General features: G+C 50.2%; 19 protein-coding genes. 15 read left to right on the top strand and 4 right to left on the bottom strand.

Going from position 1 to position 22,158, the window contains the following annotated elements; all coding sequences use genetic code 11:
* Genes JTE88_RS04955 through JTE88_RS04945 form a run of 3 tightly spaced genes read left to right on the top strand, consistent with a single transcriptional unit; the run spans position 1 to position 3,775 of the window.
* Positions 1-2,040 (top strand): dipeptide/oligopeptide/nickel ABC transporter permease/ATP-binding protein, encoded by a 2,040-nt coding sequence (locus JTE88_RS04955; RefSeq protein WP_204423132.1) that lies wholly within the window; start codon positions 1-3, stop codon positions 2,038-2,040.
* Positions 2,037-2,846 carry an ABC transporter ATP-binding protein gene (locus JTE88_RS04950; RefSeq protein WP_204423130.1) on the top strand — a complete coding sequence of 270 codons (810 nt, stop codon included), beginning with the start codon at positions 2,037-2,039 and terminating at the stop codon, positions 2,844-2,846. The genes JTE88_RS04955 and JTE88_RS04950 overlap by 4 nt, the downstream gene beginning before the upstream one ends.
* Before the next feature lie 8 nt (positions 2,847-2,854).
* Positions 2,855-3,775 (top strand): dihydrodipicolinate synthase family protein, encoded by a 921-nt coding sequence (locus JTE88_RS04945; RefSeq protein ID WP_275586628.1) that lies wholly within the window; start codon positions 2,855-2,857, stop codon positions 3,773-3,775.
* Between the two features lie 233 nt (positions 3,776-4,008).
* On the opposite strand, the gene JTE88_RS04940 is transcribed toward JTE88_RS04945, so the two are convergent.
* Entirely contained in the window at positions 4,009-4,359 is a 351-nt protein-coding gene (locus tag JTE88_RS04940) for a hypothetical protein (RefSeq protein WP_204423126.1), read from the bottom strand.
* A 229-nt stretch (positions 4,360-4,588) separates the two neighbouring features.
* Here JTE88_RS04940 and pheS point away from each other — a divergent pair, with 229 nt between their 5' ends.
* The 6 genes from pheS to JTE88_RS04910 all read left to right on the top strand — a co-directional run bounded on the left by pheS (position 4,589) and on the right by JTE88_RS04910 (position 11,660).
* Positions 4,589-5,671 (top strand): phenylalanine--tRNA ligase subunit alpha, encoded by a 1,083-nt coding sequence (gene pheS, locus JTE88_RS04935; RefSeq protein ID WP_204423124.1) that lies wholly within the window; start codon positions 4,589-4,591, stop codon positions 5,669-5,671.
* On the top strand, positions 5,671-8,253 hold the full coding sequence (pheT, locus tag JTE88_RS04930; RefSeq protein WP_204423123.1) for a phenylalanine--tRNA ligase subunit beta: 2,583 nt from the start codon (positions 5,671-5,673) through the stop codon (positions 8,251-8,253). Before pheS ends, pheT begins: the two co-directional genes overlap by 1 nt.
* Positions 8,254-8,393: 140 nt before the next feature.
* Positions 8,394-9,182, top strand: a complete 789-nt coding sequence (locus JTE88_RS04925; RefSeq protein ID WP_204423121.1) for an SDR family NAD(P)-dependent oxidoreductase — start codon at positions 8,394-8,396, stop codon at positions 9,180-9,182.
* Between the two features lie 83 nt (positions 9,183-9,265).
* Positions 9,266-10,411 carry an aspartate aminotransferase family protein gene (locus JTE88_RS04920; protein WP_204423120.1) on the top strand — a complete coding sequence of 382 codons (1,146 nt, stop codon included), beginning with the start codon at positions 9,266-9,268 and terminating at the stop codon, positions 10,409-10,411.
* Complete coding sequence (argR, locus tag JTE88_RS04915; protein ID WP_204425768.1) at positions 10,411-10,917, top strand: arginine repressor; 507 nt, start codon at positions 10,411-10,413, stop codon at positions 10,915-10,917. The genes JTE88_RS04920 and argR overlap by 1 nt, the downstream gene beginning before the upstream one ends.
* Positions 10,914-11,660, top strand: a complete 747-nt coding sequence (locus JTE88_RS04910; RefSeq protein ID WP_239519484.1) for a nitroreductase family protein — start codon at positions 10,914-10,916, stop codon at positions 11,658-11,660. The genes argR and JTE88_RS04910 overlap by 4 nt, the downstream gene beginning before the upstream one ends.
* Positions 11,661-11,752: 92 nt before the next feature.
* Here JTE88_RS04910 and JTE88_RS04905 read toward each other — a convergent pair whose 3' ends face one another.
* On the bottom strand, positions 11,753-13,189 hold the full coding sequence (locus tag JTE88_RS04905; protein ID WP_239519483.1) for a YkvI family membrane protein: 1,437 nt from the start codon (positions 13,187-13,189) through the stop codon (positions 11,753-11,755).
* 202 nt (positions 13,190-13,391) lie between these two features.
* Between JTE88_RS04905 and tyrS the strand changes: the two genes are divergently transcribed.
* Positions 13,392-14,651 carry a tyrosine--tRNA ligase gene (tyrS, locus tag JTE88_RS04900; RefSeq protein WP_204423118.1) on the top strand — a complete coding sequence of 420 codons (1,260 nt, stop codon included), beginning with the start codon at positions 13,392-13,394 and terminating at the stop codon, positions 14,649-14,651.
* 161 nt (positions 14,652-14,812) lie between these two features.
* Here the strand turns inward: tyrS and JTE88_RS04895 are convergent, their stop codons facing one another.
* Complete coding sequence (locus JTE88_RS04895; protein WP_204423116.1) at positions 14,813-16,171, bottom strand: DUF5692 family protein; 1,359 nt, start codon at positions 16,169-16,171, stop codon at positions 14,813-14,815.
* Between the two features lie 204 nt (positions 16,172-16,375).
* On the opposite strand from JTE88_RS04895, the gene JTE88_RS04890 reads away from it, so the two are divergent.
* The 5 genes from JTE88_RS04890 (at position 16,376) to JTE88_RS04870 (ending at position 20,678) form a co-directional block, all read left to right on the top strand.
* Positions 16,376-17,383 carry a hypothetical protein gene (locus JTE88_RS04890; protein WP_204425765.1) on the top strand — a complete coding sequence of 336 codons (1,008 nt, stop codon included), beginning with the start codon at positions 16,376-16,378 and terminating at the stop codon, positions 17,381-17,383.
* A 72-nt stretch (positions 17,384-17,455) separates the two neighbouring features.
* Complete coding sequence (locus JTE88_RS04885) at positions 17,456-18,487, top strand: DUF5692 family protein (protein ID WP_204423114.1); 1,032 nt, start codon at positions 17,456-17,458, stop codon at positions 18,485-18,487.
* Between the two features lie 951 nt (positions 18,488-19,438).
* Positions 19,439-19,705 (top strand): hypothetical protein, encoded by a 267-nt coding sequence (locus JTE88_RS04880; RefSeq protein WP_204423112.1) that lies wholly within the window; start codon positions 19,439-19,441, stop codon positions 19,703-19,705.
* A 512-nt stretch (positions 19,706-20,217) separates the two neighbouring features.
* Positions 20,218-20,445, top strand: a complete 228-nt coding sequence (locus JTE88_RS09275) for a hypothetical protein (protein WP_204423110.1) — start codon at positions 20,218-20,220, stop codon at positions 20,443-20,445.
* 80 nt (positions 20,446-20,525) lie between these two features.
* Positions 20,526-20,678: a hypothetical protein gene (locus JTE88_RS04870; RefSeq protein WP_204423108.1), complete on the top strand. Its 153-nt coding sequence runs from the start codon at positions 20,526-20,528 to the stop codon at positions 20,676-20,678.
* Positions 20,679-21,054: 376 nt separating this feature from the next.
* On the opposite strand, the gene JTE88_RS04865 is transcribed toward JTE88_RS04870, so the two are convergent.
* Positions 21,055-21,633, bottom strand: coding sequence for a TMEM175 family protein (locus JTE88_RS04865; protein WP_204423106.1), 579 nt, complete (start codon positions 21,631-21,633; stop codon positions 21,055-21,057).
* Between the last annotated feature and the right edge of the window lie 525 nt (positions 21,634-22,158).

Here is a 22,158-nt window from a genome sequence, read left to right as displayed (position 1 = left end):
ATGGGAAACAAAGAAAAGCTAGCAAAAGTTACTCAACCAGGTGCGCGTTTCTCACGCATCCGTAATATGAGCCTGGGGTCACGTATTGCGCTCTTAGTCTTGGCACTCATCGCTTTCATCTCATTGATTGCTCCGTGGATTGCCCCCTACGAACCAGATGCTATCTTTGGCAAGTGGACCCCACCAAACGCTGAGCATATCTTCGGTACTGACCACGTCGGGCGTGATATCCTCAGCCGGTTGCTCTACGGTGGCCGCTTCTCGATGCTCATCGGTATCTGTTCCACAGCAATCGCATTGTTCTTCGGCGCCATTATCGGTTCGATCGCGGCAGTTGTTCGCAAGTCGATCTCCGAAGTCATCATGCGTATCCTCGACATCATCATGGCAGTGCCAGGCATCGCTATGGCAGCTGTGACCGTGCTGGTGTTCTCCGCACGTTTCAGCTCCGACAACCTAGCAGGTATCCTGCTCGTGATTGTCTGTTCGATCGCCTTCGTCTACACGCCACAGCTAGCTCGTATTGTGCGCGCTAACGTTATGAGTGCCTACGGTGAAGATTACGTTCGTGCAATCATCGTCTCCGGTGCACGAGCACCATGGATTCTTACTCAGCACGTTATGCGTAACACCGCAGCTCCAGTGCTCGTGTTCGCAACTGTTCTTGTTGCAGACGCCATCATTCTCGAAGCATCCTTGACCTTTATCGGTTCCGGTTTGCAGTCAGCAATGGTACCAACCTGGGGAAATGTTTTGTCAGATGCTTCAGCCAACATCTCGGTGATGCTCGGAAAGTGGTGGACCGCTTTCTTCCCCGGCATCATGATCATGATTACCGTGCTGTGCTTGAACATCCTCTCTGAAGGCATCACCGACGCAATGGTCGCAGCACCTAAGGGTGTCTCCGTCGCTCAGGTTGACGCAACCTCCAAGCGTGAAGCAGACAAGCTTCTTCTCGATCCACGCAAGGCATACGCAGAGCAAGCCGCATCACTCCAGGCACGCATCGACGCGCTCCGCGAGGTAGAAGTCAAACGTAGCGATCGATTCATGTCAGATCCAGAGGTTCAACCGCTCCTCGAAGTTAAGAACTTCTCCATTAAGTTCCCCCGCCATGGTGATGTGAACGTCGTCGATAACGTTTCGTTTACCGTTTCGCCGGGTGAAACGATGGGTCTGGTTGGTGAATCTGGCTGTGGTAAATCCATTACGGCATTGTCCATCATGGGCCTGATTGACCCACGGGCAGAACTTTCGGGCGAGTTGCTCTACAAGGGGAAGAATCTCCTTGAAATGAGCGTGGCAGAGCGTCAGGGACTTCTTGGCCACGAGATGGCTATGATTTACCAAGATGCGCTGAGCTCGCTCAATCCAGCAATGCTTATTAAGTCTCAGATGAAGCAGCTAACTTCGCGTGGTGGCACTCGCACCGCAGAAGAGCTTCTCGAACTTGTTGGCCTTGATCCGAAGCGTACCTTGGAATCCTATCCACACGAGCTTTCCGGTGGTCAGCGCCAGCGCGTGCTTATCGCAATGGCACTTACCCGTGATCCAAAGCTCATCATTGCGGACGAACCGACAACCGCGCTTGACGTCACGGTTCAGAAGCAAGTCATTGCGTTGCTCAACGAACTGCGCGAAAAGCTCGGATTTGCCATGATCTTCGTGTCACACGATTTAGCTCTCGTTGCTGAAGTTGCGCATTCGATTACAGTTATGTACGCAGGCCAGGTTATCGAACAGGCACCTACAAGCGAACTCTTGCTCAATCCAACCCACGAATACACTCGTGGATTGCTCGGTGCCGTGCTCTCCATCGAGTCTGGCTCTGGCCGCCTCCACCAGGTTCCTGGAACAGTTCCATCGCCGAAGGACTTCCCACGCGGTGATCGCTTTGCTCCACGTTCCTCACACCCAGATTATGGATTGGATATCCGTCCGGTACTGACCGAAGTCGGACCGCGCCACTACTACGCAGCGCTACCTCCACGTCCAGAATCGCAAAACACCGATACCGCAAAGGCAGGTGAAGAACTGTGACTTCACAGGATACTCCAATCATCGAGCTGAGGGACGTCAAAGTCACCTTCTCAACTCGTACTGGCTCGCTTTTCAAGCCCAACAAGATCCAGGCCGTTCGCGGCGTCAACATGAAAGTCATGCCTGGCCAAACCCTCGGAATCGTTGGCGAATCCGGTTGTGGTAAGTCAACAACCGCAAACGTTATGTGCGGTTTGCAGATGGCAACCTCTGGTCACGTGTACTTCAACGGAGAAGAAATCACCAAGCGCTCTGCCGATGCTCGTCGTCGCGTCGGGCGTGTGGTCTCCGTCGTCTTCCAAGATCCAGCTACTGCTCTTAACCCACGTATGGTTGTCCAAGATCAGCTCGCCGATCCGCTCCGTGTACATAAGATCGGTACTGAGGCCGAGCGCAAGAAGCGCGTAAGCGACCTCATATCGATGGTTGGCTTGCCAGCTTCTGCGCTCGATGCGCTGCCTGGTCAGCTTTCCGGTGGACAGCGTCAGCGCGTGGCTATTGCCCGCGCTCTGGCTCTGGAGCCAAAAGCGATTATTGCTGACGAACCAACGTCTGCACTGGACGTTTCCGTTCGCGCGCAGATCCTGAACTTGCTGACGGATCTGAAGAAAGAATTAAACCTAGCAATGGTGTTCATCTCCCACGACATTCAGACAGTTCGTTACGTCTCTGACCGTATCGCTGTTATGAATAAGGGCCTCGTCGTCGAGGAAGGACCAGCTGACGAACTGTTAGCTAACCCGAAGGACGCTTATACTAGGAAACTTTTGGGTGCTGCGCCTTCATTGCTCCACCCGACTCTATAAGGAAAAGGATCATGACAGAATTTCGTGGAGTTATTCCACCAGTAGTAGTTGCCGAGCATGAAGACGGCACGTTCGATGCAGAATCATACCAGCGCGGCCTAGATCGTATGATCCATGCCGGTGTTCATGGAGTTTTCGCTCTAGGTTCATCCGGTGAGGGTGCATTCGCTACTCCTAGCCGTCGCGAGGAGATCCTACGCGCAACCAACGAAGTTGTTGCTGGTCGCGTCCCGGTTCTCGCTGGCGTTATTGATACCCAGACTGATCGCGTGATCGAACATGTCAAGCAAGCAGAGAAGATCGGCGTCGACGGCATTGTTGCCACCGCACCGTTCTATGCGCTTGGCGGTATGCCACAGGTTGAACGTCACTTCCGCCAGGTTGGCGCAGCGACCGATCTTCCATTGTTCGCCTACGACATCCCAGTATGTGTACACGTCAAGCTTCCACCAGCACTCTTGATGCGCTTGGGTGAAGACGGAGTCATTACCGGTGTGAAGGATTCTTCCGGTGACGACGTTTCCTTCCGGTTCCTTCTTCAGGACAACGAGCGTGCGGGTCACCCACTGTCTTTGCTCACCGGTCACGAAGTTGTTGTCGACGGCGCATACCTCGGTGGAGCTGATGGTTCGGTTCCAGGCCTTGCTAACGTTGACCCTGCTGGCTACGTTCGCCAGTGGAATGCCTACCAAGCAGGTGATTGGGAGACCGTTCGTAAGGAACAAGATCGTCTTTCTGACCTTATGCGCATCGTTATGGTTCCTTCATCAACTACCGGCTTTGGTGCTGGCGTTGGAGCATTCAAGACTGCGCTGAAGGTCTTGGGCGTTTTTGAATCCAACAAGATGCCAGAACCTGTTTCCGTTCTTCTTCCTGAGGAAGAAGAAGGAATCGCACAGGTTCTTCGCCATGTTGGTTTGATGGACTGACGGTCGATAGGGAAGTGGTGGCTCGGTGCCACCAGACCTCTCACCGGCAACTTAATTCGCCGATATAACGTATACACAGTGTGGGGATCGCTCGGAAGCGATCCCCACACTGTGTATACGTATTACAGATGGACTTTTCAATCTGGCCTAAGCATCTCTATGATCGGATGCGACCACCCAGTTAGTTCAACCGAACAGAGCCCAATTGGCCATTTTGTACCTCAATAGGTTACTCACTCGCCAGCATTCTCTAGCTTGTCACCGAGCTCGTCACCTAAATCTTCGGCGCGCTTAGCCGCACCATCAATTTTATCGCCCATGGTTTCAGAAGTATGCTCGAGTTTGCGATCAGCCTTTTCGATGACGGAATCATCCTTGCCGAGAATGTCTTCAGCCTTGTGCTTGGTCTCGCGAACAGCATCGGTGGCTTTTTCGCCAGCCGAGCGAATACCATCTACTACGGCAGATTTAGCGTCCGTCAGTTTCTCCTGTAGCTCACTCGATTCTGCTTTGTCACGAACGCTATCGAAAGCGCCTTTTGCTGCGTCCGCTGCGCGATCAAAAATATTCTTCTCGTCAGTCATCGGGGTCTCCTATCGTGATTAAGATAACCGAACGGTTACCTGTGTTTCATTCCACCTTACCGGGAACAGTGTCCGATTTCATGTCTGGGTGACTTTTTCAGCTCATGGCGAGGACTGGAATTTTCTTCACTTCAATAATCGTGACGAAGTATATCCTTCTCCGAATCCGCGGTTCTTTCCTCCACAACGTACAATAGGTACTGATATTTCTTCAGGATGAAAGGCCATTATGGAACCGCTGAGTCCACTGGATGAAGCAGGGATCGCACGAGCAGTCCTTGCGGCGCAAAGAGCATTTTCGAATGCCCAAACACTCGATGAATTAAAAGAAGCTCGCCTGGTGCATACCGGCGATAATGCCCCGATTACTCAAGCCAATATGCGAATTAAAGGGCTTGAAAAATCCGAGCGTCCGGTTGCTGGAAAACTTATGGGGCGAGCACGCAAAGATATTCAGGTTGCATTGACAGCTGCTACTGAACGTATTGAAGCTGAAGTAGAAGCTAGGATGCTCGTTGAAGAAACTGTTGATGTCACGCTACCGGTGACTCGCACGCCAAGCGGTGCACGGCATCCCCTCCCTGCTTTGATGGAAGATATCTCTGATCTGTTTATCGGCATGGGATGGCAAGTAGCTGAAGGCCCTGAGCTTGAACACGAGTGGTTTAACTTCGATTCGCTTAACTTTGGTCCAGACCATCCGGCTCGGCAGATGCAAGACACGTTCTACGTCGACGGTGTTGCCCACGCTGGCTCGGAAGCCGACGTCGAAACCCAGCCAGGTCTCGTTCTACGCACCCACACCTCGCCAGTACAATCACACGCATTGCTCGAACGCGGTGTGCCACTCTACATTGTCTGCCCAGGCAAGGTTTTCCGCACCGATGCTCTCGATGCCACCCACACCCCAGTCTTCCATCAGATCGAAGGCTTGGCCGTGGATAAGGGCCTGACGATGGAGCACTTGAAGGGCACGCTCGACCACTTTGCACAACAGCTCTTTGGCGAACAGGCGCGTACTCGACTGCGGCCATCGTATTTCCCATTTACTGAGCCGTCAGCCGAAATGGATCTATGGTTCCCGCAGAAGAAGGGTGGACCAGGCTGGATCGAATGGGGGGGCTGTGGAATGGTCAACCCAGAAGTTCTACGAAACGCTGGAATCGATCCTGAAGAATACACTGGTTTCGCGTTTGGTATGGGAATTGAACGGACCCTCATGTTGCGTAACGCTATTGCTGATATGCGTGACATGGTAGAAGGCGATATTCGATTCTCACAGCAATTTGGCACCACGGGAAGGGGAAACTGATGCCACGCATCCCGATTGATTGGCTAGCTAGCCATGTCGAAGTTCCAGCAGATCTCAGCGCTACCCAACTAGCAGCGGACCTCGTCAAGGTTGGTTTGGAAGAAGAAGAAATCCACGCTCCTGAAGTCTCAGGCCCGATCGTCGTCGGAAAAGTTCTCACTCTTGTTAAAGAAGCACAAAAGAACGGCAAAGTTATTAACTACTGCCGTGTCGACGTCGGTGAGCATAACGACGCGCCTGGTGAAGGTAAAGAACCAGTTGACTTCCCATCGCGCGGCATTATCTGTGGCGCCCACAATTTCGTTGAAGGGGACTACGTCGTCGTCTCGCTTCCGGGAGCCGTCCTACCGGGTGATTTCGCGATCGCAGCCCGCAAGACCTACGGTCACATCTCTGATGGCATGATTTGTTCCGCACGCGAACTCGGTCTCGGCGAAGATCACGATGGCATTATTGTTCTGGCACACAATGAAGCCGAAGCTAGGGACGCCGGTATTCCAGCGGTTGGTGAAAATGTTTTGCCGTATCTCGGATTGGCCGGCGAAGTTCTCGAAATTAACGTCACCCCAGACCGTGGCTACTGCTTCTCTATGCGTGGTGTGGCACGCGAATATTCTCACTCCACAGGCGCGAAGTTTACCGATCCAGGTCTGGCAGAAAATCTGCAAAGTGACCTGCCAGCGGTGAACAATAACGGTTTTCCAGTTGTCGTGGAAGATGAGCGTCCGATTCATGGTAAGCCCGGTGCAGATCGTTTCGTTACCACGATTGTGCGCGGTGTTGATCCACAAGCCCAGTCACCGAAATGGATGCAAGATCGCTTGACGGCTGCGGGTATGCGCCCCATTTCCCTCGTTGTTGATGCCACGAACTATGTCATGCTTGATCTTGGTCAGCCACTGCATGCTTATGATCTCGACAAGATCACTGCTCCGTTGGTAGTGCGTCGTGCACGCGCTGGCGAGAAGCTCACTACCCTTGACGACGTCGAACGTACACTCGACCCAGAAGATCTCGTCATCGCAGATTCTGAAGGTGGTCATGGTGGGCGAGTAGTCGGACTCGCAGGAGCCATGGGAGGCGCGCAGACTGAAATCGGCGACTCAACGGTCGATATTTTGATCGAAGCTGCACACTTCGATCCGGTGTCGGTAGCTCGTATGGCTCGCCGTCACCGTCTCCCTTCTGAGGCGTCGAAGCGGTTTGAGCGCGGTGTGGATCCAACCATTACCCATGTTGCTGCCCATTTGGTTGCCGAAATATTAGCTGATTTCGGTGGTGGCACAATCGATACTGATAATTTCGAATACGCTGATGTGCCTGGAATTGAGCCGATTACGTTCGACGTTTCTGAAGTTGAACGTCTTACTGGGTTGCAGGTCCCAACCGACAAGATCATCGGTATCCTCACCGATATCGGTTGTCGAATTGAAGGTGACGGGACAACACTGAACGTCACTCCTGCACCATGGCGTCCAGATCTTGTCGGTCCGGCGCATTTTGTTGAAGAAGTCGCTCGACTCGTTGGTTATGATGAAATCAAGTCGATCCTGCCGATGCCTACCGGGGGAGCTGGACTAACCGTCGACCAGCGTCATCACCGTGATATCGTCCGCGCATTGGCAGAACAAGGCTGGACTCAAGTGTTGTCCTATCCGTTCATTTCCCAAGCAGCGTTCGAGAATCAACAGATCGACGCCGAAGATCCGCGTCGTGAAGTTATCAAGCTTGCTAATCCGCTACAAGAGGAAGCGCCATATATGCGCTCTTCGATATTGGATTCGTTGCTTGATACTGCCAAGCTCAATGTTGCTCGGTCCAACCCCAGTGTTGCGATTTTCGAATCGTCTATCGTGACGCGCCCACACGAGCTCACTCCGGTTGCTAATCCTGGTGTTGGGCAGCGTCCAAGCGATGAGGTGCTAGTTGCAATTGAGAACGCCATGCCACACCAACCACACCATATTGCTGGGGTGGCAACACCGCACGCGACTCAAGCACGTGCCGGTTTCTCTGCCGTAACGTGGGATTGGCGAGACGCTCTGCAGGCAATAAATATTATGGCCAATACGCTTGGCGCAACGGTAGAGTTCTCGAACGTGGTTCGGGCACCATTCCATCCGGGACGCGGTGCACAAGCGATTGTCAACGGCCAGGTAATTGGCCATGCTGGCGAGCTTGCACCGAAGGTATGCAAGGCGTTTGATCTGCCACCACGTTCGGTTGCTTTCGAAGCAGACGCCGATGCGTTGATCACGGCGGTCACTGGTCAAACAATGACCATTACTTCGGTGAGCGCATTCCCAGCGGCCAAGGAAGATATCGCACTTATCGTGGACAATGAAATACCAGCAGCGAAGCTACAAGCAGCAATCGCAACTATTGCGGGCGATATTCTTGAAGATATCCGACTCTTCGACGTCTACTCCGGTGATCAGATCCCAGAAGGTAAAAAATCATTGGCTTTTGCGCTTCGTCTACGCGGTCGCGATCACACGCTGACCGCTGAGGAAACCGCTACGGTGCGTAACCGTATTATCAAGAAGACTGGAAAGCAGTTCGGAGCGCAGCTCCGTGCCTGATGGGTTGATCTGTGCATAAGATTGTGCACAGATGAGTCAGTCTGGAGTTTTCGGCTACTACCCGTGTTCAGCCACGGAAATTTAGATCTAGCGTGTGAAGTATCACTAAAAAATGATGCTTCACACGCTAGACTTTATATATGGACTCTTCAACTATTTTGCTTACCGGTGCATCTCGCGGAATTGGTGCACATATTGCACGTAAGATCGCTTGCCCAGGTCGTACGCTTCTACTGTTGGCACGTACTCACGAGGCCTTATACGACACTGCGAAGGCGTGCAATTCTCGCGGTGCACAAGTGATGACTTTCGGCGTGGATCTAGCGCAACCGGAAGAGATTGCTACGTTCGTTGAGCAGGTAGTAGACGAACCCATCGACATGATGATCAATAATGCTGGTGTCATGTTTGAGGAAGCATTACCGTGGGAAACTGACCCCGTATCGTGGTGGAAGACCCAAGAAATTAATGTTCGGGCACCTTATCTGCTCGCCCATGGTTTAGTTCCTGGCATGTTGGCACGTGGTGGTGGCCGAATCGTTGACCTTTCTTCGGGTGCAGCAGTATTCGATAACGCAATGTCCTCAGCATATTTTGTGTCCAAGACCGCGTTAATGCGGTTTGCTGGGTCGTTACACGAAGCTGGGTATAATTCAGGTTTAAGAGTTTTCTCGGTAGCCCCCGGCATCGTAAAGACCGATATGACGGATAACCAGTTGATGCATAAAAACCGTACTGAATGGAATTCCCCAAACGAAGTATCTGAAATAATCGCGGCTATTGCTGATGGTGAGCTCGACTCGCTTGCTGGAACGCAGGTGCGTGCAGGTACTGATTCTTTAGAAGAGTTGCGTTCGCGGGCGAAGCAGGGGGTTGGCGCCGCTGAGCGCAAGTTACGGTTAACCCCGTGGTCGGATCAGTCACGTTAGCGGGTTAACACTACTTTACCCATGGCTCCCATCCGTTACCTTGTATAGTTATGCACAGTGTTAAGTGGAAGTGAAGGTGGCTAATGTCGGGACTATTACCACGTTACGATCAAAGTATGATGGCAGCATACGGGTTGCCACCGCTGGTTCTTTCACGCGGTGAAGGTATTACAGTGTGGGATACTGATGGCAATGCATACCTCGATCTGGATTCTGGTGGTGGCGTCACATCGTTGGGACACAAGCATCCCCAGTTACGTGCTGCCGTGTCAGCACAAGCTGACAAAATCCTCCATGTGGCAAATGTTTATGCCACAGAGCCACAGGTCGCGTTAGCTGAACGTATTCAGCAGTGTTTGTCCGATGAAGGATATTTAGGAGCTACTGCTCGAGTATTTTTCTCTAATTCGGGATCCGAGGCAATGGAATCGGCTCTCAAGCTAGCTAGATTGCATAAGCCTCGCGGGCGAATTTTGACATTGAACCGTTCATATCACGGCCGAACAATGGGTGCTCTGTCGTTGGCAGATGAAGTATCGCGTTCGCCGTTCGAACCGCTTGTTGGCGGGGTAGAAGTGCTCCAGAACGCGACGGAGCTTGCTGAGTCGTTCGATGACGACGTGGCTGCTTGCGTTATCGATATACATCACGGTCGCTCTATCGAGCGGCTAAGTGACGAAGAATTAGGTCGAATTCGTGATCTGTGCGATCGCTATGGTGCGTTGCTCATCGTTGATGAGTCGCTATCCGGAGCTGGAAGAACTGGTCGTTGGTTTGCGCACACTCCGCGCGTGGTAGCCGATGTGATTACACTAGCTCGTGGTTTAGGCGGCGGTGTTCCTATCGGTGTCACAATCGGTTTTCAAACTGCTGGTCGGTTGATCCAGCGTGGTATGGAATCGTCTGCCACCGGTGGAAGTCCGCTCGCTACGGCTGCGGGACTAAGCGTGATAGATACGCTTGAACCGTTACTTCCACAAATCACGTTAACTGGGGCATGGTTGAAACAGGAATTAAGCGACCTAGGCTATGAAGTGCAAGGCGAGGGGTTGATGCTTTCCCTTGAAGTCCCAGAAGCATACAGGGTTGAACAAGAATTGCGGATGCGTGGGTTTTTAGTATCTGCGACGAGTAATGACAGAATCCGGCTGTTGCCGCCACTGATTATTACTCGTGAAGACCTGCATCCGTTCGTGATAGCGATGGCCGAAATACAGGAGATAAAGTGATGGATCGGACAATCCCTACAACCCGCGCTGCACGTCAAGCAATGATAGTAGCTTTAATTGATCAGTCGCCTATCGCATCGCAGGCTGAACTTCGCCAGCTTTTGCACGACCAAGGCATAGTTGTTACTCAAGCGACATTGTCACGTGATCTTGAAGAACTCCGGGCATTCAAAGAACATAATTCTGCCGGACAGCGTGTTTACCGAGTCCCGGGCGTTACGGAATTAGCCGAATCTGATAACGGTGTTCGTGCTCAACTCAAACGCTGGGCACGTGAGCTCTTGGTTAGTGCACAGCAAGCTGATAACCAGGTTGTTTTGCGTACCCCTCCCGGTGCAGCTCAGCTTCTGGCATCATCTTTGGACCGTGCTGTTATCGATGGCGTCTTAGGCTGTATTGCCGGCGATGACACAGTCCTGGTGATCTCCTCGTCAACTCAGCGCGCAATCGAACTGAAAACTGAATTGCTACTCTTGGCTCATACCTCTATTGGAGAAACCAAGTGATCAACGAAACCATTTCTCAACAGTTACAACATCGTTCGATACGTGAGTTTTCTTCCGAACCCGTAGCGAACGACGTCGTCGAAACGATTTTCGATGTTGCGATGAGAACGTCGACTTCGCGGGGATTTCAGCATGCTGGACTGATCCGGATTACTGATCAAATGATTCGCGACCGGCTCGCCGAGATAGGCAACCAGCCGTATATTGCCAAGGCCCCAGAGTTAGTGGTAGCGGTCGTAGATACACGGCGTAGTGTGCGTATTCTCGATGAACTAGGTCAGGATTCGACCCCTGCAAAGTCAATGGATGCTTTCCGTGAAGGCTTCACCGATGCCATTCTCATGATTCAAAACATGACGGTTGCCGCAGAGTCTATGGGGCTTGGGGTGACGCTACTAGGTTCTATTCTTAATGATATTCCATCAGTAATTTCGTTATTGCAGCTTCCAAACTTCACCTTTCCTGCTCTGGGAATGATTTTCGGGCATCCTGCTCAAACGCCTCAGCTCAAGCCACGAATGGATACGAATTTGCGGGTTATGGAAAATACCTATGCTGAGCCTGAATCTTGGGTTCAAACGTTAGCTGAATATGATGAAAAGATGACGACTTACTACGATTCGCGAGATCTTAATCGCCGGGTAGATGCTTTCACGACTCAGATTGTGCGTAAGCTGCGAACTACGGAGTTGAAGGATCGCTTTATGGAACATATCCAAGCACAAGGATTTGGTAGCAAGTAGCGTGAAGTTTTGATAATAGGTTTGTCCCCAGCCATGATTAATGGCTGGGGACAAACCTATTGCGCTGAGGACTTTCCGATTCTATCGATGAATTACTGCGACGGCGGTGTGGCGTTTTCATCATCGTCGGTTTCTTTTTCGTGCTGTGCTTCTAACTCTTGGACTCGAGCTTCAGTTCGATCAACATTTTCCGGGTCGAAGTCCTCGCCGTTTTCCACAGCCTCAGCCTCTTCTTCCCATTGCTGGGAGATTGCTTCCCACGCCGGCTCCACATCGGCGTTGTCGTCTTCTTCGATCTCAGCGACCACCTCGGCTGAAACTTCGCGGTGCTGTTCGAGAGAATCGACGTTTGAAGCATCCAAGGCTTTCACGAGTGCAGCCTCATGTTTTCGAGTAAAAACTCGGGTGACATCCCATTTTACACGCAACAGCTTACGGATTTTGTTGCGGATCTTGTTCTCTTGCTTGATAGCCTCACGTCTAGTAAACCAAGCGTAACCTAAGATGCCCATCATGATGATCCCTACGTATCCAACCATCGGATAGAGCGTGCCCACGAGGGATTCGAAACCGAAGAACGATAAACCAAATCCAATAAATGAAAAGATGACGATTGCGGGGAGGAACAGCTTCGGAGCAGTTGAAGTAACACGTTTAGCTAGTGCGTAGTAAAGGCCGATAGCAGTATTAAAAATCATGCCGTAAACGATTACTGCCATCGCGATACCGGCTAGTGGATGAATTTGATTGACAACTTCAAGCATTGGCATTGGAGCGCCGTAGACTTTGTCTACTTGAGTGAATATTGCCAGCACCGCAAGCATGAGAATGATACCGAAAATACCGCCACCGATAAGACCTCCGAGCCCGGCTACCCGAGTATTGAGCAAGTTTCCGCCCATAACCAAGGCCATTGAAATCGCAAGAGCCATTGACATCGTTACATAGTTAACGGTTGATAACACCAATGATGAAATAGCAGGAGTGAGGTGCTCTTTCGCAACTGGTTCGAGTGCACTAATGGATAACGTTGCATCGGTGAATGCATGTATGGATGCAAGTACAATGAAGATCAGAATAAACGGCGTTATCAAGCCGATCACCGTCGTCACTTTATCAACGTCAAGCATACCTGCGAAGATAATGAGCCCAACGAGCACGATCGATCCAACCCAGGTGGGTAAGCCGTACTGCTGGTGGAAGTTTGCACCTGCTCCAGCAATCATGACAAAACCCATCGTGAAAAGCACGAGGATTGTGAAGACATCGAGCATCCGAGAAACGATTGGATGTGAAACTTCGTCGAACACTGCCGAGTGTTCTTTGGCATGAAAATATGAACCTAGCTGCATGACAACATAGCCCGAGAGAGCAAAAAGCACGGCCGCCGCGAGTGCACCCCAAATACCGGGCACTCCGAAAGCAATAAAATAGACGAGCAATTCTTGCCCCGAGGCGAATCCCGCACCAATGATGAGGCCCATGAATGCGAGTGCAATAACAATAGCTTGTTTTAACAAGGTCTCCACTTACTTCTGATCTCGAACGTTTATCTCACCAACACCGTAGTCTACGCGGTGAGCTTATCGGAACCTGTGAAGGTAAAGGCACTGCGATACGTTACACATTCCGTAGCACACACATCGCCTTGAGAGTTGGAGTATGCGGTGGGATTAAGGCACAATAGCGTCATAGCGAAGAAACATGCGACTGCAAGCGAAAGGAAATCCCTTGGCTGACATCCTTGATGAACTCCAATGGCGTGGGCTTATTGCTCAGCATTCAGATATCGACGAGCTACGAAAGGCTCTTTCTGAGGGATCTATTTCGTTCTATTGCGGCTTTGATCCAACTGCGGCTTCACTACATCACGGCCATCTTGTTGCCGTAAAAATGATGCGGCATTTGCAGATGGCAGGCCATCGGCCGATTGTCTTGGTTGGCGGTGCTACCGGCCTGATCGGCGATCCACGTCCCAAAGGTGAGCGCTCCTTAAATACTCGTGAAACTGTTGCGCAATGGACTCAAGCCTTGCGTGACCAACTTGAGTCGCTCCTTGATTTTGAGGGGCCAAACGCGGCAATCACTGTCAATAACTTGGACTGGACGCAGTCAATGAGTGCAATTGATTTCTTGCGCGATCTGGGCAAGCATTTCCGCATGGGGACAATGCTTTCTAAAGATATTGTTGCTCGGCGCCTTCAATCCGATGAGGGTATCTCGTTCACCGAGTTCTCTTACCAGATTTTGCAAGCAAATGATTATCTCGAACTTTACCGCCGTTACGGATGCACACTCGAGCTTGGCGGAAACGACCAGTGGGGTAACATCGTCGGCGGAATGGACCTGATCCGCAAGGTTGAAGGCGCTAGCGTTCACGTACTGACCAACCAGTTGATTACTAAATCTGATGGAACAAAGTTCGGAAAGACCGAAGGTGGCGCTGTCTGGCTCAATCCGCAGATGCTGAGCCCCTACAAGTTCTACCAGTTCTGGCTCAACACGGCAGATGCCGATGTTATCCGCATGCTGAAAGTCTTTACCTTCCTTTCGCGCGAAGAAATTGAAAATCTGGAAGTCGAAGTCGCTGAGCGGCCACATACCCGTCAAGCACAGCGTGTCTTAGCTGATGAAGTCACAACGTGGGTTCACGGGGCGCAGGCTACTGCTCGCGTCAAGGACGCTTCTTCGGTTCTATTCGGAAAGAAGGATCCACAAGAGGTAGACGCGGATACTTTACGGGACGCAGTTGCTGAGCTTCCGTCAGTCGAGGCGTCTCTGGGAACGAGTGTACAAGACGTCCTAGTAAGCCTTGGCTTTGAAAAAGGGCGCGGTGCCGCCCGTCGAACCATAGCTTCAGGTGGCGTAGCTATTAACAACGTCAAAGTTACTGATGAAGAGCGCGCTCTGGAAGCTGGTGATGCTCTTGGAGACAGCCTGATTCTGGTTCGTAAGGGACGGAAGAATATGGCAGTTATTCACCTTGTCTGAAACGCTCTAGCGTTAGCTTGGATAGTCTAACGTTTAATGTTCTAGCGGCATGTGAGTTGCTTGAATGTGATGTAAGTTGTGGGAGGTACTCACGTGAGTACCTCCCACAACTATGTCTCAACTATAGATAACTAGAATGAGTGTGAGTGTCGCAGTAGTTATCACCGCAGCGTTTGTGGAGTTACGTCCCACTGTGGGTCGCTTTTAACACCTTTAGCGACGAGTAGTGGATCGACTGACACTGGAGTTCGCAGCTTTGGATAACGTTTATCGTTCTTACCCCACCACGGTAGATGTGTGATAAACCCGGTCGTTGCGGGTGGTAGTGGTGAATCAGGTTCAAATCCGAGTTCTTGTGGGGTCTCCTTGATAAGATCGCACATCCAGTATTTGTCTTCTTCGCTGCAGTGCTCCTTGACTATTGTTCGATAAGCACCAAAGTCTTGGAATAGGCCTGTTGTGTATGGTTGGCGGCGTTTGACGATAACAACGTAGGCGCAGTAAATAAAGAGTGCGATATTTGCGATAAGGGCAAGCATTGAGCAGACAATATTTGCTGTTGGATTCATGGTAGCGAAGTTGTTTTGCTCCGGAGAAATGAGTAACTCTGGAATAACATTATTCATCGCGATCCAGAACATGAGTGTGTAACACCTAAACCATAGCCATTGTCCCTTTGCCCACAAGAATGCTGGGACTGTTGCTGCCATGAGGAGAGCGAATGTGCAATACCAGGTGTAATCGGCGAGCGCATTGTAGAGGAATGCGTGATTCCACAGATCGTAGGCGATAACCCAAGGCCAAATCATATCTGCCCAAATTAGGCCTTTGACTTTTTGGTCTTTACGTGTAGAGACAGTGATTTTTGCCCAACCTGTCATCGTTATGATGTTGAGTAAGCCTGCGGCTGCCGAAGCGAGGTTCCACCAGCCTCCGATAGTGCGGAATCCGGTTTCTGGATCGATTCCGACGTTAGTGTCGGCAAAGTTCTGTGCTACTTCCTGATACCATTCATCTGAATGTAGCGGAGCGGTGGTGTTGCGGGTTTCTGGTAAGCCTTCGATCATGTCTAGGGCATGGGAATCATTGACTTCCTTGAGACATTGCCAGTCAGCGGCACACGAATTATAAGATTCGGTATTAAAGTAAATCGCAACATCACGAACATTGGCTTCCATAATGTTGGTTGCTACGCCTAGCCATGAGACAAAACCGATGAGCATAATATTGCGATGGAATTTATGCGGATTGTTGCGTCCGAGCCACACGAGATAGCCATTGAGGATAGAAACACTGACCATGATCATGTATTTGCCCACTGGGAACCAGCCAACGAGGGGGACGGCATGGTAAGCAACGTATGGAATCAGTAGTACACCTCCAACCATCCACATGGCAAAACACGTCCATAGCCATCGTCGGTTAATTTCAGCTACTGCTACTTGTGCGATAAACACGACGATGAGCATTATCCATAATCGGGGAGTGCCTATTTCCCATAGGCCAAGGAATGTCGTCATTGAGCATTCTCCTCATAGTAATTTCGTCATTAATAAACCAGAATAGACCTAGAATTCCAATTTATATTGGGATTTAGGTCACACGTTAGGGAGATTTTATGCTTTATAGTTAAGTAATCGCGACCGCAATGGAGTGGTCATCCGAAACTGACAAAGGCGTGAGTAATGGGAAAAAGTTCTCCACTGAAATTTTGTAAGAAAGCTATGAAGGTTGGGGGAGTGCTGGGTGCTAGTACATTTGGCTTCCTCTATGCCTATAGCCAGATGCATGGCAAGGCAACACAGGAAGAGCAAGACTTTCGTTATCCGGCAGACGACTTAATTGACGCGAACTACGACAACGGTTATTCGTCGACGTATGCAATCGACATCGACGCACCTGCATATGCGGTATACCGTTACCTGAAACAACTCGGATGTAACCGAACCGGTTCTTTTTCATCGGAATTCCTTGAGCGCACCTTTGCCCGCCTACCTTTCTTTAACTCGTATGAGATCCAGGAAGAATTCCAAGTTGCAGATGCGATCGCGCCTGGTGACGTCGCAGCCTTCGATTATCACGGTATGACGATGGAGTGGACTGATATCGTACCGGGTAAATATTTGGTGTCATGGACTGATACCAAAATGCCGCCAGCTGCCCCTGGATCGTATGCGTTCCGCTTCCCAGGAATGAGACATTTCGCTGCAGCATGGTGCTTCTATCTCGTCCCGCTCAAAGGTGAGCGATGCCGCTTAATCAATCATTGGCGCATTGGATATGAAGACGACAATTTGTTTAACAAAGTTGTTAACTGGCTCAATATTGAGCTTGTTGGCGGATGTATGACGAACATGCAAAACGCTTACCTCAAACGCGTTGCAGAGTTTCGGAAGAAACCACAGCTTAGCGGTCGGATTATGCGTGGTCTACTCGGTGGTCGGTTCTTCGGTTCGCAAACTCCGGCTGGACGGTGGGACGGAACACCGTTATTCGAAGAAACAGAAACGCAGTGGATGCGGTTTGGCCGTCGTAACCCGGCAGTTGCTGAGATCAGGCCTCCGGTGACCGATAATCCACACTGGCCACCGTCGGGCCCGGAAACACCGTGGGATGGGCGCCTAGACGAAGACTACTACGTCGACTGGGAAGAGCCCGAGTTCTCATGGGATGAGCAGATTCGTCAGAAGAACGAGAAAACATATCTGCATGGATGGGGAAAGAAGCATTGAGCACAGATGACGGTAGGTGGTTAACCGCCACCTACCGTCATCTGTTCAATACTAGAGAAAGGATTTGTTTCTATGTCTAGTTTATTTACGATTGTGCCTCCGGATTACCCGACCCTATTTTTCTTCGAAGTTGGCGAGTGGTACGACTATCTTGCGCTTATTGTGACAACGGTTGCACTTGCAGTAGGAGCCTGGCTAATTATCCGTTATAAGTGGGCAATTGTGTTGTTCTTTATTATTTTGCCAATTACACTTGGAATCTTCTGGTGGCCATATTCAACCGCAGGGACGACGACGGCGGGCTGGTTCCCCGTCGTTAAGCATTATTCGGCCTTACTGGGTTCGCTTTCACTTGTCGGAATTCAACTTGTGCCACGTCTGCGTAATAACCGTTGGTATCTTTTATTCCCGCCAATTTTGCTTGCCGGAAATATTTTAGAGGCCGTTGTACGCGACATCCAAGGATATTGGGTTCAAGGAATTGACCCCTATCAAGGTGGAATGGTCAACTGGGGCGGATCGTGGAATATTATGAACGCGATCGCAGGTGTTCTCAACTTGCTAGCAATTTCCGGCTGGCTCGGAATCTTTGTATCGAAGAACCGTGATAGGACGGTCATTTGGGGTGATCTCACTATTTGGTGGATCATCGGTTACGATCTATGGAATTTTGCGTTCGTTTACAACTGTATCTCTGACCATGCATGGTATTCGGGTGTCGCACTATTGGCTTCGTGTACCGTACCGGCATTTATGAAGATGGGACGCGGGGCATGGATTCAATATCGTTCATATACATTGACGTTGTGGACCGGGTTCGTTCTTACCGTTCCGACGTTCACCAATGCCTCTATATTTGAACATCAGTCTTCCCACAACGGAACTGCACTGTTCCTCGTATCTCTAGCGGCACTGGTATGCAACGTAGGTGTTTTCCTCTATCACATTTATTTCTGTGTCTCTCGTCGTCGTAATCCGGCACGTCAAGAGGTCTATTATGACACTGCAGAGTATCAGAAACTGATAGCCACCCATGCTACTGCAGAAACTCAAGCCCGGATCCAGGACCGTGTTTCTAATACCACCAAAAAACGACAATTTTAAAGTCACGTCGAATTAGTTACTCAAAATTGTTACGGAGGCGACGTATGTTCGCCTCCGTAACATTTTTGGACAAGACCTGACCATTTGACAGACCAGGGCTAAATGCATGGTACAAGTTGGAGTGCTCTAAGTTAGAATTTCAGGTTCTCAACTGCAGCACCGTTGGTATGTATTGTGTCGATGATGAGATAAATCTGATCGATACCAAGACGCTAAGTTTACTGGGATTCCCTGCTGTCATTGATCGCTCGTCATTGGGCAAGCAGAACGGTGCAGGTCGGCTGATTATTTTTCTCGAAAATCGAGAATTTTGCCGCGGTCTCCCTCATTGAGAATAATCTCGAGCTTTGGTCCGCCACCGAGCTACATAAATAATGGGGCATCCAGCCTTAACATTTCGGATGCAGCCGGAGAACAATGTGACAGCCAGATTGTCACCGCAACTTCACAATCGTATTCTCAACCTCTAGCCACCTAGCCGCCGGTGCTCAATAACCAAGAATAACGAGTAATCTTTTGAGGCGAGATTACGTTCCAGATGGAGACCGCTGACAATTTGCATGTGTGCTGGTTGTTTATCGTTTCGTCTCGGAGGCGTATAAAATCATAGTCTGACTCCCAGATAGGCGATCGATCGCTTCCGATGGACCGGCAAGAATTTTTCGAGTGAATTTGAATCGCTTTGCCAACGGGTGCAGGGTAACGACGCTTGCCGAATGAAAACAACGCGGTTGAATACACCAGTTCTTATCGTGTGTTCTTTGCACCTAGCGGTACACCTCTTGGTGGGGCGATGGCGGTCGTATTCTTTGCAGCTACCCTATGAAGCAGCAATATCAACTGTGCCTTCTGCAGATTCGGTTATCTAGTGATGGAAAGAAAGGGGTCTGTCGGGAGCCCATGAAGTGCCCCAGGTTTTGTTCCGTTTGAGTAGATGGGACAATCTGGACTATGCCAAAGAAATTTGATCAGGATGCGAAGGATCGTGTCGTCCGCTTGGTAGAAGACCGTATTGTGGCGGAGAATGTTTCCTTGCAAGAAGCGTGCAAGATTGTGGCACCGAAACTAGGTGTTTCTTGGCACACTGCTGCGCAATGGACTCAGGTAGCTCGTCGTGAAGGACGCGTTCTTGAACGCTTGCCGGAGGACTTGGAAGTCGAAAATGCGCGGCTACGCCGTGAAAATCAGGAGCTTCGCGATACTCATGAGTTCAGATAAGCAGCGTCGGCTTTTTTCGCGTCGGAACTGGCCCCGAAACATTGGTAAATGATTCGGTTCATTGATGAGTATCGCAATCGTTTCTCTACTCAGTTCATCTGCAAGACGTTAAACACTCACCGTGTTGGTGGTTTGTGGCTATCGTCAATCAAAATCCCGTGGTGTGAGTGCTCGTAGCCTGCGTGATGCTGCTGCCGATAGGACACATCTGAGATTTATGAAAGTAACTACAATGTCTACCCGATTCGTAAGATGTGGCACGCGTTGCGCCGTGAGGGGAAAAGATATTGGTCGTGAAGCATACCGCTCGTTTGATGCGCCTTGCTGGAGTTAGGGGTAAAGGTAAAGGCCAGGTTGCTTGTGAGAACTCGTAAACCTCAAGGGGTGAGATACTCGCCTAGACTTGGCGTGACGTGAATGTCGAGCTTTCGAGGCCGAATCGGTTGTGGGTGGGGCGACATTACCTATGTCCGTACCCGTAAGGGGTTTTCTCTACACCGCTTTTGTGACCGATGTGTTCTCTACGGACGGATTTATCGGGTGGGCGCTGGTCGGTTCAATGCGAACGTAAAGCGTTACTGTTGCAGGCATACTATCAGGCGATCGTATGTGCGAAGAAAACAACTGGGCTGATTCACCATTGCGACCACGGCTCGCAGTATGTGTCCATTGTTTACAATGAGCGTCTTGCCGAGCATGGGATTACTTACCTCGACAGGGACGGTTGGCGATTCGGATGACAATGCTTTGGCTGAGAACGTCAACGGTTCATTTCAAGAATGAGCTGATTCATAGGCGGTCATGGGCGGGGCGTGGTTGGATGTTGAAATCGCGGGCGTTTGAATGGGTTTCGTGGCCGAACGAGTCAGGGCTTGACCAGAGCTTGGGCTACCGTACACCGGCTGAGGTTGAACAGGAGTTTTGGAACGGCAACACCGGCCATGAAATAATAGAAATCAAGGCACGTGCCTAGGAACAAAACCCGGGGCACTTCAAATAGACCTTCGTTACGGACGTAGCTCATCTTCGTCTATACAGTGGATTTGGTTCGGTCCGCTATAGTCTTGGTTAAAGTAAAAGTGCAACTGTGTCAATTGAATGATGTTGTTGTTACTGAGCAGTTTGGGAAATCGAGTTCGTCTGCAACGTCTTTGAACACAATTATCGAAATGTTGCGCTAGAAATTTTCGCTAACTTCCTGACGTTGATCCCACAGGGCTCATGTGGAAACAATGTAGAAAATCCTGGAAAGAACGAATTCGTATGTCCGTCGGACCATCGCACAAGCCTCTAATCGACGATGGTCCATATGGGACGACGTGTTGGAGCTCTCTTGCCCAATTTGATTCTTAGCTTTCTCCGAAAAGTTTTTCAAGGCGTGTATCTGGGATGAGCCAGATGAGAGCAATAGCGGCATAGATGATATAAGACACGGCAGGTATGAAAACTGCGGTGGTTGCAGCAATCAAATAGGCAGTAATTGAAATTCTTCCTTTTAGATCACGATCCCATTCCAGCGATCCTGGATCGTCGTGACTCAAACGTCGAACGATGTCGCGTTGGAGGAAGTGGTACGTTACTGAACACATGAATAGAATAACGCCATAGAACATGGCCGGCATGGGTGCAAAAGGATGAGTTCCTACCCATTCTGTGACCACCGGGATGAGTGTTATCCAAAAAAGCCAGTGCAAATTCTTTAACAAAGTGGATCCAGAAATAGTTTTTGAGACACCAGCTAAGTGGTGATGGTTGGCCCAGTATATTCCGACGTATATATAGCTGAGAGCATACGCCAACAATGTGGGGGCGATTAAATATAAGCTCGATATATCGAGGTCGACTGGTAACTCAAGTTTGAGGACCATGATGGTAATGACGATGGCGAGGACACCATCACTAAAGGCTTCCATTCGTTGACTGGTCATTGGGTATCATCTCTGTCGGAACGTATTTTCCTAATAATAATAGCCGCTTTGGGGAGATAGATTAATGCTTTTGCATATAGGGTTCTAAGATAAGGCCATCGTTTCGAGCTATGTGATAGGGCTTACGTTGTTTTGGTTTGACGGTTGGTTGTGTGGGTGGGTATTGTTTTTTCTTGTCGCCGAGGAGCGCGGTTAGTGTTCTGGTGGTGATGGTTTCCTTCCTTGTTGATGTGTGACTGGCTTGGGTTTTGACTTGAGTGTGGTTGTGTGTTAGTTTGGTGGGGTTATCCTTCTTGATGGTTGCCTGGTTTTTCTGGGTGGTTGTTGGGTGTGGGTGTGTTGTTTGATATCTCAATAGTGTGTCAGCTTTTTATAATGATTGTTTTTGTTTGGATTGCATGCTGACTGTTTTTGGTTGGTGTGTTTTCTTTATTTTATTTTGGATGAGCTAGTTTTGGTTTGTCTGTTTTGTTGAGCCTGTTTTGGCTTTTCGGACTGTATTGATTGGATACCCTTTGGGGTGTT

It is taken from the genome of Arcanobacterium phocisimile, from assembly GCF_016904675.1.
GTDB classification, from domain to species: Bacteria; Actinomycetota; Actinomycetes; order Actinomycetales; family Actinomycetaceae; genus Arcanobacterium; species Arcanobacterium phocisimile.
The sequence above is the reverse complement of the archived record's forward strand: the minus strand, read 5'-3'. Positions and strand labels throughout refer to the sequence as shown.

Excerpts from the sequence above, each read along its gene's own strand:
- JTE88_RS04955 (WP_204423132.1), top strand. The coding sequence starts at position 1 with ATGGGAAACAAAGAAAAGCTAGCAAAAGTTACTCAACCAGGTGCGCGT.
- JTE88_RS04940 (WP_204423126.1), bottom strand. The coding sequence starts at position 4,359 with ATGACTGACGAGAAGAATATTTTTGATCGCGCAGCGGACGCAGCAAAA.
- pheS (WP_204423124.1), top strand. The coding sequence starts at position 4,589 with ATGGAACCGCTGAGTCCACTGGATGAAGCAGGGATCGCACGAGCAGTC.
- pheT (WP_204423123.1), top strand. The coding sequence starts at position 5,671 with ATGCCACGCATCCCGATTGATTGGCTAGCTAGCCATGTCGAAGTTCCA.
- JTE88_RS04925 (WP_204423121.1), top strand. The coding sequence starts at position 8,394 with ATGGACTCTTCAACTATTTTGCTTACCGGTGCATCTCGCGGAATTGGT.
- JTE88_RS04920 (WP_204423120.1), top strand. The coding sequence starts at position 9,266 with ATGTCGGGACTATTACCACGTTACGATCAAAGTATGATGGCAGCATAC.
- argR (WP_204425768.1), top strand. The coding sequence starts at position 10,411 with ATGGATCGGACAATCCCTACAACCCGCGCTGCACGTCAAGCAATGATA.
- JTE88_RS04895 (WP_204423116.1), bottom strand. The coding sequence starts at position 16,171 with ATGACGACATTCCTTGGCCTATGGGAAATAGGCACTCCCCGATTATGG.
- JTE88_RS04890 (WP_204425765.1), top strand. The coding sequence starts at position 16,376 with ATGAAGGTTGGGGGAGTGCTGGGTGCTAGTACATTTGGCTTCCTCTAT.
- JTE88_RS04885 (WP_204423114.1), top strand. The coding sequence starts at position 17,456 with ATGTCTAGTTTATTTACGATTGTGCCTCCGGATTACCCGACCCTATTT.
- JTE88_RS04880 (WP_204423112.1), top strand. The coding sequence starts at position 19,439 with ATGCCAAAGAAATTTGATCAGGATGCGAAGGATCGTGTCGTCCGCTTG.
- JTE88_RS09275 (WP_204423110.1), top strand. The coding sequence starts at position 20,218 with ATGTGTTCTCTACGGACGGATTTATCGGGTGGGCGCTGGTCGGTTCAA.
- JTE88_RS04870 (WP_204423108.1), top strand. The coding sequence starts at position 20,526 with ATGTTGAAATCGCGGGCGTTTGAATGGGTTTCGTGGCCGAACGAGTCA.
- JTE88_RS04865 (WP_204423106.1), bottom strand. The coding sequence starts at position 21,633 with ATGACCAGTCAACGAATGGAAGCCTTTAGTGATGGTGTCCTCGCCATC.